This window comes from Paenibacillus sp. FSL M7-1455 (assembly GCF_038004655.1).
Taxonomy (GTDB): domain Bacteria; phylum Bacillota; class Bacilli; order Paenibacillales; family Paenibacillaceae; genus Paenibacillus_AQ; species Paenibacillus_AQ cookii.
On sequence record NZ_JBBORO010000001.1, the window covers coordinates 1,210,139 to 1,226,959 of the forward strand.

A 16,821-nucleotide genomic window follows, 5' to 3' on the forward strand; every position below is an offset into this window, starting at 1 on the left:
GCGGCGTTAAAAAGCGCGATCCATGCAGGCCGGCGCTTAGAGATGCGATCCGCCGCTGGCGTCGATGAGCTGGCCGGTGATCCAGCGGCTGTCTTCCGATGCAAGGAAAGCGGCGATGCCGGCGATGTCGCCCGGCTGGCTGGTTGGCAAGGGGAATGCCAAAATTTTGCTCTCTCATTCGGAAGGGGGCCCTGGTCCTCCAGTTCTGCCTTTTCTTGCGATCACAGGTGAGCCTAAAAAATCCCCATGCTGAGGTAACGCTCCCCGGTATCCGGGGCGATGCACAGCACCCGTTTGCCCGGACCAAGCCGCTTAGCCGCTTGCAGGGCGGTCCAGACGGCGGCGCCGGAGGACGGTCCGACCAGTATTCCTTCTTCCTTGGCGAGCCGGCGGGCCGTTCCGATCGCATCCTCGTCGCTCACCTGGAAGATTTCGTCGTATACGTCCGTATTCAGGATGGGCGGAATGAAGCCGGGGCTCGTCCCTACCAGCTTATGCGGGCCCGGCTGTCCGCCGGACAGCACGGGCGAGCCTTGGGGCTCGGCGACGTACACATGGATTCCCGGGATGCTCTCCCTTAATGCCTCGCCGGTGCCGGTAATCGTTCCGCCGGTCCCTGCCGTCGCCACAAAGGCATCCAGGCGCCCCTCCATCTGCTCGAGGATTTCCAGCGCCGTCGTCCGGCGGTGAATGTCGGGGTTGGCTTTGTTTTCGAATTGCTGGGGGATGAAGCTGTCCGGGATTTCCCGGCTCAGCTCAACCGCTTTGCGGATCGCGCCCGGCATGCGTTCGGCGGCCGGAGTCAACACGACCTCCGCGCCGTAAGCCTTCAAAATGTTGATCCGCTCCTTCGTCATGTTGTCGGGCATGACCAGAATGGCGCGATATCCTTTGGCGGCGGCGTTCATCGCCAGTCCGATGCCCGTATTGCCGCTCGTCGGCTCGATGATCGTGGAGCCGGGCTTCAGCAGCCCGTCTTTTTCGGCTTGGGCGATCAAGTTGAAGGCCGCCCGGTCTTTGACGCTTCGGCTCGGATTGAAATACTCGAGTTTGACGTACACTTCGGCTTCCTGGGCGCCCGCGAGACGGTGCAGGCGGACGGCCGGGGTTTGGCCGATAAGTTCGGTTATGTTTTGTACCACTTTAGGTCGTGTCATGGCGGCAAAGCTCCTTTTCGCGTTTTTTGCACGTTGCGGACAAGCTTTTCAGACCATTATAATTCCCGGCGGGCGATTCCACAATGAAGGCGGGAGGCGTTGCGCCGCAGGGTTCAGGCATTGATCGACCGCTTTTTTGCGTACAGCATATATGTATTCCCTCGCATCGACGCAAAAGCGGCCGAAAAGGCGGCAACACCAAGCCCTGCGTTAAGGTTGGATATTTTACATGGCCGATTGGCCGCGGGATTTTCCCATTTTGGCCCTCTTTTCCGGGAGAACAAAGCAGGCCAGATGCATCAGAACGAAAATAAGCAGGGCGATGCCTTCTTCAACCAGCAGATAGAAAGGATGGGGACCGAGATAATCGAGCAGGGACGGCGTGGAAGGCTTATGCATCAAAAACATGTAGTTGGCGCCGAGAAGGTAATCCAGCGTCCCGACGACCACGGCGGCGGCGTTCAGGAAAATCATCGCCAGCCCCACCGATCTCCAGGTCGGCCTGTAGTTTTCGATCCAGGTCATGTACAGCGAAGCCAAAATGATCAGCATATGGGCGACAAAAAACTGGAAAAAGCGGATATGCGGATATCCGAAGGCCAGATTGGGCGTGACCAGCGCCTGCAGCGCGCCCCCGATCCCGGCAAAAAAGAGGATGCCGTACAGCACCCGGCTGCGGGTCAGCAGCATGACGACGGATAGAAGCAAAGTGATGCTGCATAACTCCAGAGGCAGCGTATACGCTGCGCTCCAGGCGCCCTCGGCGATATTCCATGCATCAAGGACGGCTTGGGATACGGCCAGCAGCGCGGCTAAGGCATAACGGAGAAAACGTTTGAGCTTTGGCCGCGTGCGCAAGGGAAACCGGAAGGCGTAAAGCAGAATAGAGAGAACGACAAGCGTAAGAAGCATAAGCAGATGGGAAGCTGAAAACGGGACAAACGGTTCGCTCATGGCCTTGCCTCCTGGAAACGGTTGTTATTCCCATGATAACGGTCAGCGCTCCGACCGCAAAGCTAAAAAATGTTTTGCTTGCTTTTTTGGGGCGGCAGGCATATGATAAAGCTATAGATACATGTACGTACAAGTATGAATAATTCGCGAAATTTGATCATATTGGTATGTACAAGTGAATGAACCCATAAGCATCAATTTAGGAGGGCTAACAAAATGAATTTGAAACCGCACTCATTTTGGTTTGTGACAGGCAGCCAGCATTTATACGGACCCGAAACATTGGAAGAAGTAGCTTCGCACTCGCAAATTATCGCAAAAGAACTGGATCAGGACGCTTCGTTTACGTATCCGGTCGTCTTTAAGCCGATCGTGACCACGCCGGATGAAATCTACAACTTGATCATCCAAGCGAACAGCGATGAAAGCTGCGCGGGAATCATTACGTGGATGCATACCTTCTCCCCGGCCAAAATGTGGATCGCCGGCCTTTCGCAGCTGCAGAAGCCGCTGCTTCATCTGCATACGCAATTTAACCGCGATATTCCGTGGGAAACGATGGACATGGACTTCATGAACCTGAACCAGTCCGCCCACGGCGACAGAGAATACGGCCATATCGGAGCCCGTCTCGGCATCGCCCGCAAAATCGTCGTCGGACATTGGGAAGATCCTGAAGTACGGGATTCCATCGCCGGCTGGATGCGCACCGCAGCCGCATTTGCCGAAAGCCGCCGCCTGAAAGTGGCCCGTTTCGGAGACAACATGCGCGAAGTGGCCGTAACCGAAGGCGACAAGGTCGAAGCGCAGATCAAATTCGGCTGGTCGGTCAACGGCTACGGCGTAGGCGACCTGGTGCAGGTCCTGAACGAAGTCAGCGACAGCGAAGTGAAAGCGCTCCTGAACGAATATGCGGAGCAGTATACGATTACCCAGGCCGGACTCAGCGACGGACCGGTTCGGGATGCGATCGCGTACCAGGCGCGCATTGAAATCGCGATGAAACGTTTCCTCGAGGAGGGCGGCTTCGGCGCCTTCACGACGACGTTCGAAGACCTTCACGGATTGAAGCAGCTTCCGGGCCTTGCCGTGCAGCGTTTGATGGAAGCCGGATACGGCTTCGGCGGCGAAGGCGACTGGAAAACCGCCGCGCTGACGCGCGTTTTGAAAGTGCTCGCGAACAATAAGGACACGTCGTTCATGGAGGATTACACCTACCATTTCGAACCGGGCAACCATATGATCCTCGGCGCCCACATGCTGGAGGTATGCCCGACCATCGCGGCTACGCGTCCGTCCCTGGAAGTGCATCCGCTCGGCATCGGCGGCAAGGAAGATCCTGCCCGTCTCGTATTCGACGGCCGCGACGGCCAAGCGGTCAATGCGTCCCTTGTGGACCTCGGCCACCGTTTCCGCCTGCTCGTGAATGTCGTGGACGGCGTGAAAGTCGAGAAGGCGATGCCGAAATTGCCGGTTGCCCGCGTGCTCTGGAAGCCGCAGCCTTCCCTGCGCGAATCCGCCGAGGCGTGGATTTTGGCGGGAGGTGCGCATCATACCGTGCTCTCGTACGCGATTACGGCGGAGAACCTGACGGACTTTGCGGAAATGGCCGGCATCGAAGCCGTCGTCATCGACAAAAACACGTCGGTTCAGCGCTTCAAGAACGAGCTACTGTGGAGCGAAGCGGCATATCGCTTAAGATAAAAAGGGCAGTTTGTCTCTATTCGCCCAGCCTATGATACAATAACTATATATGGAAGAGCCTGCCCGGCTGCACCGAACCTGGCGCCGGGCACGGCAGGCTCTATACTCGAATTGTTTCGCTGAGGTGAATGATGAATAATAGACGGATTCCCAAGTATATTCAATTAAAGAAAGAGCTGTTGTCCTGGTTCGAATCGGGCAAGTTGCAGCGTGGACAGCAGGTCCCTTCGGAGAACGAGATCGCGGAGCAGTTCGGCATGAGCCGCCAGACGGTCCGCCAAACCTTCGGCGAGCTGGAGAAAGAAGGGTGGCTGGAGCGGATTCAAGGCAAAGGCACTTTTGCCCGCCATCCGCAGCGCCGCGAAGCCGAACAGGCGAAAACGATCGGCATTATTACGACGTATATATCGGATTACATCTTTCCGCATATCGTCCGGGGTGCCGAAGCGGAGCTCCGCAGCCAAGGGTACCGGCTGCTGTTGTCCAGCACGGACAACACCAAGGAAAAGGAAATGGAAAGCCTGCAGCTGATGACCAGCCAGCCGCTCAGCGGATTGATCATCGAACCGACGAAAAGCGCCGAAGGCAATCCGAACCTGGCCTATTTCCTGGAGCTTCAGGAAAAGGGAATCCCTTACCTGATGATCAACGAAAAATACCGGGAGCTGGAATGCGCCTGCTTGAAGGTGGACGACGAGGCCGGGGGCTACAAGGCGGTCCAGTATTTGCTCGAGATGGGGCATACCCAGATCGCCGGTTTCTTCAAGCGGGACGACCTGCAGGGCGTAAACCGCCTGAAGGGTTTTTTGGCGGCGCATAAAGCCGCTGGAATGAGCGCTTCCCCGAAAAGGGTCGTCACCTACACGACAGAGGAGAAAAACAGCCTGCCATACCGCCAGGCTTTGCAAATGCTTGGGGAAGGGGAAAACCGTCCGACGGCATTCGTGTGTTATAACGACGAGCTGGCGGTGCTGCTGATGGAGGCGGTTGCCGAAAGCGGGCTGCAGGTGCCGGAAGACGTGTCCATCATCGGCTTCGACGATTCCAGCTTGGCCACCGCTTCGGGAACGAAGCTGACGACGCTGACGCATCCGAAGACGGAGATGGGGCAGGCGGCGGCGAGCCAGCTGATCGCTATGATCGAACAAGGAAAAACGGCACGGGATACGATTTACGAACCCGAACTCATCGTGCGGGATTCCGTAGCGAAAAGAAATTGACGCGAAGAGGGACGGGTCTGCTTAAGTGCGGGCTCTCCCCGCCTTCGCTTGTACGTACAACCATCGATAAGAAAGGATGTGTCCGACATGCTGGAAGCATTAAAACAACAGGTGCTGGAAGCGAATTTGGCTTTGCCGAAACACGGCCTTGTCACTTTTACATGGGGGAACGTAAGCGGAATCGACCGGGAAAAAGGACTGTTCGTCATTAAGCCGAGCGGCGTTCCTTACGAGGATTTGAAAGCGGAAGACCTCGTGGTCGTCGATCTGGAGGGACGGGTCGTCGAAGGCGACTTGCGGCCTTCATCCGATACGCCGACGCACATGGTGTTATACCGTTCATTCCCTGAGATCGGCGGGGTTGTACATACCCATTCGCCGTGGGGAACCAGCTGGGCCCAGGCGGGACGGCCGCTGCCGGCGTCGGGAACGACCCATGCCGATTATTTTTACGGCGAAATTCCCGTGACGCGCCCGATGACGAAGGTGGAGATCGAAGGCGCTTACGAGCTGGAAACCGGGAACGTCATCGTAGAGCGGTTTCAGGAGCTTGGCTTGGATCCGATGCAGGTGCCCGGCATCCTGGTGCATGCGCATGCGCCGTTCGTATGGGGAAAAGATGCCCTGAATGCGGTCCATAATGCGGTGGTGCTGGAGGAAGTCGCCAAAATCACGGCGCGGCAGCTCCAGTTGAATCCGGACAGCAAGCCGATGGACCAAACGCTGCTCGACCGGCATTTTCTGCGCAAACATGGAGCCAATGCTTATTACGGCCAAAAATAATCGAAAAGCAAGCAACGTTTACTGCCATCATTTTATGATTTTGCAATAGGCATTCCAGCCGCTTCCGTGTAAGATATTGTCAAGTTGATCGGTTTCGAGCTAGGTAGCGCTGGATGGGAAGGTTATTTTCGGATATAGAAATTTCTCATGATAACTCGTTATCGAGCTGGAGGGGACTCAAATGAGCAAAAAGTATACGATCGGGGTGGACTACGGAACCCAATCCGGCCGTGCCGTATTGGTCGACCTGTCCAATGGGCGCGAAGTCGCGGACCATGTCACGCCTTACCCGCATCACGTCATCGACGAAAGGCTGCCGGGGTCGGGGAAAAAGCTGGAGCATGACTGGGCGCTGCAGCATCCCGCCGATTACATCGAAGTGCTGCGCCGTTCGGTGCCGGCCGTCGTCCGCGAATCCGGCGTCGATCCGGCGGACATCATCGGGATCGGCATCGATTTTACGGCCTGCACCATGCTGCCGGTCGATGAAAAGGGCGAGCCGCTGTGCCTGAAGCCGGAACTTCAGGACGATCCGCACAGCTGGGTGAAGCTGTGGAAGCACCATGCGGCCCAGCCGGAAGCGGATGCGATCAACCGGATCGCCGCCGAGCGCGGCGAAGCGTTCCTGGCGCGTTACGGCGGCAAAATTTCTTCGGAATGGATGATCGCCAAAGTATGGCAAATTTTGAACGAAGCTCCGAAGATTTATGATCAGACGGATCAGTTCCTGGAAGCGACGGATTGGGTCATCTCGCAAATGACCGGCAGAATCGTGCGCAACAGCTGCACCGCGGGTTACAAAGCGATTTGGCATAAACAGGACGGATATCCAAGCAAGGAATTTTTCAAAGCGCTGGATCCGCGTCTGGAGAACTTGACCGAAACGAAGCTCCGCGGCGAAGTGATTCCGCTCGGAACCAACGTCGGCGGATTGACGGAAGACATGGCGGCCATGATGGGGCTGAAGCCGGGCATCGCCGTTGCGGCCGGCAACGTGGACGCCCATGCGGCCGTGCCTGCCGTTGGCGTCGTGACGCCGGGCAAGCTGGTCATGGCGATGGGAACCTCGATCTGCCATATGCTGCTCGGCACGGAAGAAAAGCAGGTCGAAGGCATGTGCGGCGTCGTGGAAGACGGCATCATTCCGGGATTGTACGGGTATGAAGCCGGCCAATCGGCCGTCGGCGACATTTTTGAATGGTACGTGGAAGAAGCGCTGCCGGCTTACGTGAAGGAAGCGGCGGACAAAGAGGGCATCGGCGTTCATGCTTGGCTTGAAAGGGAAGCCGCGCAGTATAAGCCGGGCCAAACCGGACTCCTTGCGCTGGATTGGTGGAACGGCAACCGCTCGGTGCTCGTCGATACGGATTTGACGGGCATGATTCTCGGCATGACGCTGCTGACCAAGCCGCAGGAAATTTACCGCACGCTGCTTGAAGCGACGGCTTTCGGCACGCGCAAAATCGTCGATGCCTTCCATTCGAGCGGCGTCAACGTGGATGTGCTGTATGCATGCGGCGGTCTGCCGCAGAAAAACAAGCTGCTGATGCAGATTTACGCGGACGTGACGAACCGGGAAATTTTCGTTGCGGATTCCAAACAGACGCCGGCGCTCGGAGCGGCGATCTTCGCGGCGGTTGCGGCCGGCAAAGAAGGTGGAGGTTACGACACGGTCATCGCCGCAGCCGAAAAAATGGCGAGGGTCAAAGAAGAAACCTTCAAGCCGATTCCGGAAAACGTTGAAGTGTACGAGCGCCTCTATCAGGAATACAACCTTCTCCATGATTACTTTGGCCGCGGCGCGAACGACGTGATGAAGCGGCTCAAGAACATCAAAAAGTCGGTCGAGTAGCCGGGAGGAACCCCGCAAGGAAAACTTGCAAAAGACCGTCTGCCTTCCACGCCATGGGGGCAGACGGTTTTCCTCAAACCGGCGGTCGTTTCGTTTTGAGCAGATTTAACAAGGAGGGGATCAGCATGAACATTCCGGGAGAATACGGTCTGGATCGGATGGTGCTCGAGAAGGGGGCCTTACAGCAAGCGGCCTTCTATCTTAAGGACAAAGGATGCCGGGACGTCATATTGGCGGCCGACGCGAACACTTACGAAGCCGCAGGCAGGAAGCTGGAGGAGGAGCTTGGGGCAGCCGGGGTTACCGTGCGGTTGTGCCTCATCGAACCCGGAGCTTCCGGCGACGTCGTGGCCGACGAAACTTCGCTTTTGCAGCTGCTGATCGAGGTGAACCCGGAAACGACGGATGCCGTGATTGCCGTCGGTTCGGGGATGATCCACGATATCGTTCGTTATGTTTGTTACAAAACCGGCAAACTGTTCGTTTCGGTGCCGACGGCTCCGTCGGTGGACGGCTTTACGTCGAAGGGGGCTCCCTTGATCGTCCGCGGCGTCAAAAAGACGTTTCCGGCCATCGGGCCCGTGGCGATCTTCGCGGATGTGGACGTTCTGACGAAGGCGCCTCAGCAGCTTGTTGCCGCGGGTTTCGGAGACATGCTCGGCAAGTACACTTCGTTGTTCGATTGGAAGTTCTCGCATCTTGCCGCGCAGGAGCCATACGACGAGGAAGTCGCCGACATGACGGAAAAAGCGCTTCGCGCCTGCGTGGAGCACGTCGACGAGATCGGGAAGCGGACCGAGGAAGGCATCCGGATCTTGATGACTTCCCTGATCGAATCGGGAATTGCGATGCTGAAGTTCGGGCAATCCCATCCGGCCTCCGGCGCGGAACATCATCTGTCCCATTTCTGGGAGATGGAATATTTGCGCCGCGGCAGCCGCGCGCTGTTGCATGGCGCGAAGGTCGGCGTCGCCTGCGCGGAAATTTCGCGCCTATACCACGATGCAGCCTTCCGCGGCGTCTATCCGGGACAGGAGCCGGAGATGCTGAAAAAGCACGGATCCCAGGTGCGGGAATGGCTGGACGAGGTGCCCGGGGAAGCCGATATCCGCTCGCTGCTGCAGCGTGCAGGCGGCCCTTCAAGCTTGCAGGAGCTTGGCATAGACGGCGGCCTGTTTGCGGATAGCGTGCGCGAAGCCCATCGCCTGCGCGACCGCCATACGCTGCTGCGGGCGCTCAATGAAGCATAGTCCCGTCCGCCCGTTGACAGGGCGCATATCCAAAAGCAAAAGGGACCCGGAACAGGTGCATGTTCGAGGTCCCTTATGGATAGGCGCGATCGCCCGAAACGGCGCGGTTTAATCCGGCTTTACGTCATACAGCACGCGGGCCAGCAGGTCCTGGCTGTAGTTGCCGAAATTTTTGCCGAAAATGGTCAAGCCGCGTTTGTTTTCGGCCTGTTCCGTGACGGCGATCCGGAAGGTCAGCTCGCTTTTGTAGTCGAGGTTGATTTGGTTCAGCGTCACGTCCGAAATCCGGCAGCCGTCGATAAAGCTGCCGTCCTGGTTGATGCGGATCAGCTTCAGCATGCCGTATTGGTTCAGATGCGGCGGCCACCAGTCGGGATTGAAGGTGCCGCGGGCATCGCCGAAATCGCCGGGACTGGTCCAACAGCCGATCTCGATGCCGTTGACGTAAAAATAAATGTCAGAAGGATAGTTGTCGCAAAACCCCGGGGCTTCGGAACCGAGCTCCATCGAAAACTGGATTTCCCGGAAGGTTTGGTTCGGCTTCAGGTAGTTCGGAATGCGGTACTCCAGGAAACCCTCGGCCAGCCAAATGATTTCCGCGTCGATCCGCTGCGGGTCGGCAAAATACCGGGGATCGTCGAAATCTCCGACGATGCTGTCTTTGGTTGCGAGTCCGCATGTCGGGGCCGCCTGATAGTTGCTGTAATGCCCGACCTGGATTTCGACCTCGTACAGATTATCCACGTCTTTGCTGCGCAAATCGACCATCAGCTTGTCCTTGTTCAGATAGCAGATTTTCTGGATGCCGTGTTTGCCGACGCTTGTATTGATTTCGATCAGTCCGCTTTCCTCCAGCTTTTTGACGTGCATCGTAATAGCCCCGTTGCTTAAGTTTAACTTCCCCGCCAGATCATTCAGGTTCAGGGCCTGGTTTTTGGCCAGCAGCTCGAGGATCTGGATCCTGATTTCCGAGCTTAACGCTTTGAAAATATCAATGCCGCTCATTAAATCCTTGATATAAATCATTTCATCGAACCCTTCTTCAGTAGGTAATGGATTAATCTCTAATTCTTTTATTTTAAATAATTATAAACTAATATAACGACTAAAGATAGTGCGCCGTTTATTTTTTTAATAAATCACAATCTTTCTAGGAAAAATGATAGATTTTAAGACGTTTCGTTTCATAAAAAGATAAAGTTATAAAGGTGAAGTAAAAAGTGTAACAGGAATATGTAACGTTTTTGTTAATTGGGTCGACATTTTGTTTTAATAAACAATAAAAAGTTTTACAGTTATTTATTTACAACCGAAATTCGATATGATATTTTATACATGTAAGCGAATTCATTATGTTATACATAAAATGATTCACTATAAAGTAAAATAAAGGATTGCGAAACGCCGATCTGCCAGCGCCTTAAAACAGGGTTCATTTGCAAGCGGTTCATGATGAAATGAAATGATGAAGTCAAACCTCGTTCCGAATGAGGCTGAAAGCGCGGGACCTTGCACCTGCTTGGGCCTGATTCCGGAATGTTATAAGTTTGAACAAGGCTTAAAGCCTATCAATCATTCAGGAGGGTCAAGTATGAAGAGAACATGGCTGATTACGCTTCTGGTGCTTACGATGACGACGATTTTATGGGGCTGCGGCGGCGGCAAGCCGTCGGCTTCGGGAGGGAAAACCTCCGTGCTGGATGGCGGCGCCGGTCAAAGCGCGACGGAATTTTCCTATTGGACGTTCGTGGAGCTTCATGGACAGCATTTCGAAAAAATGCTTGAAAAATGGAACAAGGAAAACCCGGAACGCCAGATCAAGCTGAACGTGACGGTCATGCCTTACGACGACATGCACAACAAGCTGTCCATCGCGGTGCAAACCGGCGTCGGGGCTCCCGATATCGCGGATATCGAGCTGGGCAAATTCCCGGACTTCCTGAAAGGCACCCCGCAGCTGGAGCCGCTGAACGACGTGATCGACCCTTACCGGGACACGGTCGTGAAGTCGAGAATCGACCTGTACAGCAAAGACGGCAAAAATTACGGCGTTCCGACCCACGTCGGCGCATCGGTTGCATTTTACAATACGGAAATTTTGAAGGAAGCCGGAGTCGACTACACGAAGATCGTCACCTGGGAAGATTTCAAACAGGCGGGCATCAAGGTGCATGAGAAGACGGGAAAATATATGGGAACGGCGGACACCAGCGCGCTCTGGCAGGTTTCCCAGCTGCTCGCCCAGCAGGGAACCGACCTGACGGACGACCAAGGCAATCCGGTGGTGAATTCGGAGGCGATGGTGAAAGCGCTGAAGCTGCTGAAAGATTTGCAGGACAACGACGTCATTGCGACCATTGCCGGCGGCCAGCCGGACACCGAGGAAGCTTACGGGGAATTCAATTCCGGGAATTACGCAACGGCCTTCATGCCGCTTTGGCAAATGTCGCGATACACGAACTACATGACCGATCTGGCTGGGAAAATCGCGATCGCGCCGATTCCGGTCATGGAAAAAGGAATGCCTCGTTCCGTCGGCGGCGGAGGCACGGGCACGGTCGTTACGAAAACGGCGAAGGACGTGAAGCTGGCCAAAGATTTTCTCGCATTCGCCAAATTGAGCCTGGACGCGAACAAGGAAATTTGGAACACGCTCGGGTTTGACCCGGTCAACATGGACGTTTGGAACATGAAAGACGTCACGCACAATCCGGAGAACAAGTTCGTCAAATATTTCGTCAACAACCCGTTTGACGTGCTGAACGAAATCAAGGACGAAATCCGGCTGATCAAATCGACGCCGGCAAGCCCGACGATCAATAACGTGCTTTGCACGGTGACGCTGAACGAAATCTTCGAGGACGGCAAGGACATCAAGCAGGCGCTTGACGATGCCCAGGCGCAAATCGAACAGGAATTGAAATAAAGCCGTCGTGATGGCAAATCAGGAAAGCTGCCCGGGGACCTGGGCAGCTTTCCTCCAAAAGGGGTCGGAGGCTATGGTAAAAAGATTTTTGTATTCGCAGAAAGTCGCTCCGTATGTCTTTGTTCTGCCGTTCGTTTTGGTTTTTCTCGTATTTTGGATTTACCCGCTTGCGAGTTCGGTAGGCATGAGCTTTCAGAAGGTGACGCTTGGGCAGGAGGCGCAGTGGATCGGTTTCGACAATTATGCGAAGCTGATGGGCGACAAGACGTTTTTTAAAGCGGTAACCAACAGCGCGGTCTACATGGTGCTGACGCTTGTCATTCTCATTCCTTTCCCGATGCTTTTTGCGGTGCTGATCAACAGCAGGCTGATGTGGGGGAGGGAATTTTTCAAATCGTCCTTTTTCTTCCCGGCGCTGACCTCGGTGGTCGTGGCCGGCACGATTTTCCGCCTGATGTTCGGCGAAATGGAAGGCTCCCTGATCAACAGCATCCTCGGCTGGTTCGGCCTGGACCCGGTCAAGTTTCTGAAAGGGCAGGCGACGGGGTATATCGCGTTGGTCGCGCTGGCCACGTGGCGATGGACCGGGGTTAATATCCTCTATTTTTTGTCGGGGCTGAAAAGCATTCCGGACGATTATTATGAGGCGGCTTCGATCGACGGCGCTTCCAGCTGGCAGAAATTCACCAGAATCACGATGCCCTTGCTGAAGCCGACGACGATCTACGTCGTTACGATCAGCATCTACGCGGGACTCGCCATGTTTATCGAAAGCATGATGCTGTGGAACGGCAACAATTCGCCCAAAAACATCGGCCTTACCATCGTCGGATACCTGTACCGCCAGGGCATCGAGAAAAACAACCTTGGTTATGCGGCGGCCGTCGGGGTCGTGCTGCTGGCCATCACCATGATCATCAACCTCGCCCAGCTGGCATTCTCCGGCATGTTCAAGAAGGAGGAGTAGTCCATGAAAAAAGAGCTGGCAGCCAAAATCGCCATTTTCGCGCTGTTTGCGGTCATCTGTCTCCTGATCCTCATTCCGTTTTACGCGGTGACGATCGCTTCCTTTAAACCCGGGGAGGACCTGATCCGGTACGGCCTGAACCTGCGGTTCGACGTATCCGCGATGAGCCTGGACAATTTCGCCTACCTGTTCACCGGCGATCATGCTTATTTCAAGTGGTTTTTCAATTCGCTCCTGCTGACCGTCGTCCAGGTGGCCCTGACGCTGATCGTCAGCGCGACGGTGGCTTACGGGTTCGCGGCGTACGATTTTAAAGGGAAAAACATGTTGTTCGTCTGCGTGCTGCTCATCATGATGGTGCCGTTTGAAATTTTGCTGCTTCCGCTGTACAGGCTGATTTACGACATGGGACTGATGAATTCCTATTCGGCCATCGTTTTGCCGGGCGTTGCGAGCGCGGCCACGATTTTCTTTTTCAGGCAGTACCTCAGCGGCGTTCCCAAGGAAATCATCGCGGCGGGACGGGTCGACGGCGCCACCGAATACGGCATTTACGCCCGCCTGATATTGCCCGTGATGAAGCCGTCCTTTGCGGCGATGGCCATTTTGAACGGAATGAACAGCTGGAACAATTTCCTGTGGCCGTTCATGGTTCTGAGCGATGACAACAAATATACGCTGCCGATCGGATTGAAAACGCTGCTGACGCCTTACGGCAACAACTACGACCTGCTGATCGTCGGCTCGTTTTTTTCGATCATTCCGATCTTTATCCTGTTTGTCGCTTTCCAAAAGTATTTCATCGACGGCATGACGGCCGGGGCGGTAAAGGGGTGATGCATCCGCTGCGGGAACGGCCGCACGCCATTCAAGCCCAAAAGGGGACACGGAGCAAAAATATTGCCCGGTCCCCTTTAGCGTTGTCTTCCGCGAATGCTTGAGCTTAATCCTGTTTTACGTCATACAGCACGCGGGCCAGCAAGTCCTGGCTGTAGTTGCCGAAATGTTTGCCGTAGATGGTCAGGCCCCGCTTGTTTTCGGCATGCTCCGTGACGGCGATCCGGAAGGTCAGCTCGCTTTTGTAGTCGAGGTTGATCTGATCCAGCGTCACGTCCGAAATCCGGCAGCCGTCGATATAACTGCCTTCATGGTTGATGCGGATCAGCTTCAGCATGCCGTATTGGTTCAAATGGGGCGGCCACCAGTCCGGGTTGAACGTGCCCCTTGCATTGCCGAAGTCGCCGGGACTGGTCCAGAAACCGATTTCAACGCCGTTCACGTAAAAATAAATGTCCGACGGGTAGTTGTCGCAAAAACCCGGGGCTTCGGAGCCGAGTTCCATCGAAAACTGAATTTCGCGGAAGGTCTGGTTCGGCTTTAGGTAGTTGGGAATGCGGTATTCGAGAAAGCCTTCGGTCAGCCAGATGATCTCCGCGTCGATCCGCTGCGGATCCGCAAAATACCGGGGATCGTCGAAGTCGCCGATAATGCTGTCTTTGGTGGCGAGGCCGCAGGTCGGCTCCGCCCGGTAGTTGCTGTAGTGCCCGACCTGGATCTCGACTTCGTACAGATTGTCGAAATCCTTGCTGCGCAGGTCGACCATCAGTTTGTCTTTATTAAGGTAACAAATTTTTTGGATGCCGTGTTTGCCTACGCTGGTGTTGAATTCGATGAGCCCGCTTTCTTCCAGCTTTTTGACGTGCATGGTGATGGCCCCGTTGCTCAAATTGAGCTTGCCGGCCAAATCATTGAGGTTAAGCGCCTGGTTTTGGGCGAGCAATTGCAGAATCTGAATTCTGATTTCCGAGCTTAATGCTTTGAAAATATCAATGCCGCTCATTAAATCCTTGATATAAATCATATCATCGAACCCTTCTTCCGGTAGATAAGGAAAAAATAAATGATTCATTTCACATCATTATAAACGAACGGAACGGCTAATGATAGTCCGGCGGCCGAACGGCAGATGCGGGTTCCTAACGTTTGTTTTTCCCATTTGTTTTATATAAATATAAAAAATAAGCAAAAACCGGGTGGGATTTCCCTATGAAATCTACGTAATCAGCGCCATATCGACAATTAATTTTAGTAAAACATAAAATGTTTTAGATTTTTATGTTTACATTTTGCTGATCATATGTTATTTTATATCTGTAAGCGGATTCAATCAAGTTTTCTAAATTAATTCATATATCGTTAAAACGGAAGGTGGTCGAAAGATGTCATCGACAGCACAAAAAGCCCGCATCGTCATAGATAAAGCTTTTAAAATCGCGGAAGTGGATAAACGGATATACGGCTCGTTCATCGAACATTTGGGACGCGCGGTATACGGCGGAATCTATGAGCCTTCGCATGAGACGGCCGACGCCTTCGGCTTCCGCGGCGACGTCAAAGAGCTCGTTCGGGAGCTGGGCGTTCCGATCATCCGGTACCCCGGAGGCAACTTCGTATCGGGATACAATTGGGAGGACGGCGTAGGGCCGGTCGAGTCCCGGCCGAAGCGTTTGGAACTCGCATGGAGAACGGTCGAACCGAATGAAGTGGGGACCAACGAATTCATGCGCTGGGCGAAGGAAGTCGGCTCGGAAGTGATGATGGCCGTCAACCTGGGAACCCGGGGCGTGGACGCGGCCCGCAACCTGTTGGAGTATTGCAACCATCCTTCCGGCAGCTATTACAGCGATCTGCGCCGCAGCCACGGCTTCGAACAGCCGCACAAGGTAAAAACGTGGTGCCTCGGCAACGAAATGGACGGCCCTTGGCAGATCGGGCAGAAGACGCCGGTCGAATACGGGCGGCTGGCCTATGAAACGGCCAAAGCGATGCGCCTCGTCGACCCGGACATCGAACTCGTGTCCTGCGGAAGTTCGAGCACCGCAATGCCGACCTTCCCCGAATGGGAAGCGGTCACGCTGGACCATACGTATGACGTCGTCGATTTCGTATCGCTGCACCAATATTACGGCAACCGGGATAACGACACCGCCAACTTCCTTGCCCGAACGATGGATCTGGAGCACTTCATCCACACCGTCATTTCGACATGCGACTACATAAAAGCGAAGAAGCGCAGCAAAAAGACGATGTATCTCAGCTTCGACGAATGGAACGTTTGGTATCATTCCAACCAGGCGGATACGAAAATCGAGCCTTGGTCGGTCGGACCTCCGCAGCTGGAAGATATCTATAACTTCGAAGACGCGCTTTTGGTCGGAGGTTTCCTGATCTCCTTCCTGCGACATGCCGACCGCGTGAAAATGGCTTGCTTGGCCCAACTGGTCAACGTCATCGCGCCGATCATGACCGAAAACGGCGGCCGTTCCTGGAAGCAGACGATCTTTTACCCGTACCTTCATGCTTCAATGTATGGACGCGGCACCTCGCTGCTGCCGATCATCGATTCGCCGAAATACGACGCGCAGGACTACACGGACGTGCCGTACCTGGAAAGCGCGGTCGTACACAACGAAGAAGACGAAGAGCTGACCGTTTTTGCGCTGAACCGCCATCTGCAGGAAGCGCTCGACGTTGAAATCGACGTCAGAGGTTTCGAGGGGTACCGGGTCGCGGAACATATCGTTCTGGAGCATGACGACGTGAAAGCCGTCAATACGGCCGACGCCGAAAACGTCAAACCTCATTCGCGCGGCAACGCGGAATGCAAGGACGGATTCGTGAACGCCCGTCTTGGCAAGGCTTCCTGGAACGTGATCCGTTTGAAAAAGGCATAATTCAAAGAGATATTTTGGATGGATCCGGGCGGCCTGGGGCCGAGGCGTTTATATGAAGTTTGGAGATTACCTCATATTTTCATAGATTGCAGGTGTGGATCTGCCGTTTCCTTTTTGTCCGTCGGCCAAAGAAACGAACGGGCCGAAAGGAACGGCGGATCTCCAGGATTTTGCCTTGGGGGGTGGGACGAACCGGGCGCCGGCAAGGGACCAGGAACATGAAATTCATGGGTTCGATGCACATCAACATGTACGTACAAGTTGAAGGCGGGTC

The 16,821-nt window shown here is 54.8% G+C and carries 13 protein-coding genes and 1 pseudogene; 9 read left to right on the forward strand and 5 right to left on the reverse strand.

Features of this window, described 5'->3' with window-relative positions; genetic code table 11:
- Positions 1-36: 36 nt before the first annotated feature.
- The 3 genes and pseudogenes from NYE48_RS05715 to NYE48_RS05725 all read right to left on the reverse strand — a co-directional run.
- Positions 37-138 (reverse strand): annotated as a pseudogene (locus NYE48_RS05715) (short-chain dehydrogenase); the annotation flags it as partial.
- A 95-nt stretch (positions 139-233) separates the two neighbouring features.
- The gene (cysK, locus tag NYE48_RS05720; protein ID WP_212949179.1) at positions 234-1,157 is read right to left on the reverse strand and encodes a cysteine synthase A; all 924 of its coding nucleotides are present in this window, start codon (positions 1,155-1,157) and stop codon (positions 234-236) included.
- Positions 1,158-1,382: 225 nt separating this feature from the next.
- The gene (locus NYE48_RS05725; protein WP_340997422.1) at positions 1,383-2,111 is read right to left on the reverse strand and encodes a YwaF family protein; all 729 of its coding nucleotides are present in this window, start codon (positions 2,109-2,111) and stop codon (positions 1,383-1,385) included.
- A 216-nt stretch (positions 2,112-2,327) separates the two neighbouring features.
- On the opposite strand from NYE48_RS05725, the gene araA reads away from it, so the two are divergent.
- The 5 genes from araA (at position 2,328) to NYE48_RS05750 (ending at position 8,920) form a co-directional block, all read left to right on the forward strand.
- A complete protein-coding gene (araA, locus tag NYE48_RS05730) occupies positions 2,328-3,815 on the forward strand; it encodes an L-arabinose isomerase (protein WP_212949176.1) in 1,488 nt (495 codons plus the stop codon).
- A 131-nt stretch (positions 3,816-3,946) separates the two neighbouring features.
- Positions 3,947-5,035, forward strand: a complete 1,089-nt coding sequence (locus NYE48_RS05735; RefSeq protein ID WP_212949174.1) for a GntR family transcriptional regulator — start codon at positions 3,947-3,949, stop codon at positions 5,033-5,035.
- Between the two features lie 87 nt (positions 5,036-5,122).
- A complete protein-coding gene (gene araD, locus NYE48_RS05740; RefSeq protein ID WP_212949172.1) occupies positions 5,123-5,818 on the forward strand; it encodes an L-ribulose-5-phosphate 4-epimerase in 696 nt (231 codons plus the stop codon).
- A 181-nt stretch (positions 5,819-5,999) separates the two neighbouring features.
- Positions 6,000-7,670 (forward strand): ribulokinase, encoded by a 1,671-nt coding sequence (locus tag NYE48_RS05745; RefSeq protein ID WP_340997425.1) that lies wholly within the window; start codon positions 6,000-6,002, stop codon positions 7,668-7,670.
- A 125-nt stretch (positions 7,671-7,795) separates the two neighbouring features.
- Positions 7,796-8,920, forward strand: coding sequence for a sn-glycerol-1-phosphate dehydrogenase (locus NYE48_RS05750; protein ID WP_340997427.1), 1,125 nt, complete (start codon positions 7,796-7,798; stop codon positions 8,918-8,920).
- Positions 8,921-9,028: 108 nt separating this feature from the next.
- Here the strand turns inward: NYE48_RS05750 and NYE48_RS05755 are convergent, their stop codons facing one another.
- A complete protein-coding gene (locus NYE48_RS05755; protein ID WP_036708405.1) occupies positions 9,029-9,946 on the reverse strand; it encodes an ArsR/SmtB family transcription factor in 918 nt (305 codons plus the stop codon).
- 565 nt (positions 9,947-10,511) lie between these two features.
- Between NYE48_RS05755 and NYE48_RS05760 the strand changes: the two genes are divergently transcribed.
- The 3 genes from NYE48_RS05760 to NYE48_RS05770 all read left to right on the forward strand — a co-directional run bounded on the left by NYE48_RS05760 (position 10,512) and on the right by NYE48_RS05770 (position 13,650).
- Positions 10,512-11,846 (forward strand): ABC transporter substrate-binding protein, encoded by a 1,335-nt coding sequence (locus NYE48_RS05760; RefSeq protein ID WP_340997429.1) that lies wholly within the window; start codon positions 10,512-10,514, stop codon positions 11,844-11,846.
- 73 nt (positions 11,847-11,919) lie between these two features.
- Positions 11,920-12,813, forward strand: a complete 894-nt coding sequence (locus tag NYE48_RS05765; protein WP_036708409.1) for a carbohydrate ABC transporter permease — start codon at positions 11,920-11,922, stop codon at positions 12,811-12,813.
- 3 nt (positions 12,814-12,816) lie between these two features.
- Positions 12,817-13,650 carry a carbohydrate ABC transporter permease gene (locus NYE48_RS05770; RefSeq protein ID WP_212949166.1) on the forward strand — a complete coding sequence of 278 codons (834 nt, stop codon included), beginning with the start codon at positions 12,817-12,819 and terminating at the stop codon, positions 13,648-13,650.
- Positions 13,651-13,756: 106 nt separating this feature from the next.
- Here NYE48_RS05770 and NYE48_RS05775 read toward each other — a convergent pair whose 3' ends face one another.
- On the reverse strand, positions 13,757-14,674 hold the full coding sequence (locus NYE48_RS05775; RefSeq protein WP_340997432.1) for an ArsR/SmtB family transcription factor: 918 nt from the start codon (positions 14,672-14,674) through the stop codon (positions 13,757-13,759).
- A gap of 358 nt (positions 14,675-15,032) precedes the next feature.
- Between NYE48_RS05775 and arfA the strand changes: the two genes are divergently transcribed.
- The gene (gene arfA / locus NYE48_RS05780) at positions 15,033-16,547 is read left to right on the forward strand and encodes an arabinosylfuranosidase ArfA (RefSeq protein ID WP_036708414.1); all 1,515 of its coding nucleotides are present in this window, start codon (positions 15,033-15,035) and stop codon (positions 16,545-16,547) included.
- The last annotated feature ends 274 nt before the right edge of the window (positions 16,548-16,821 follow it).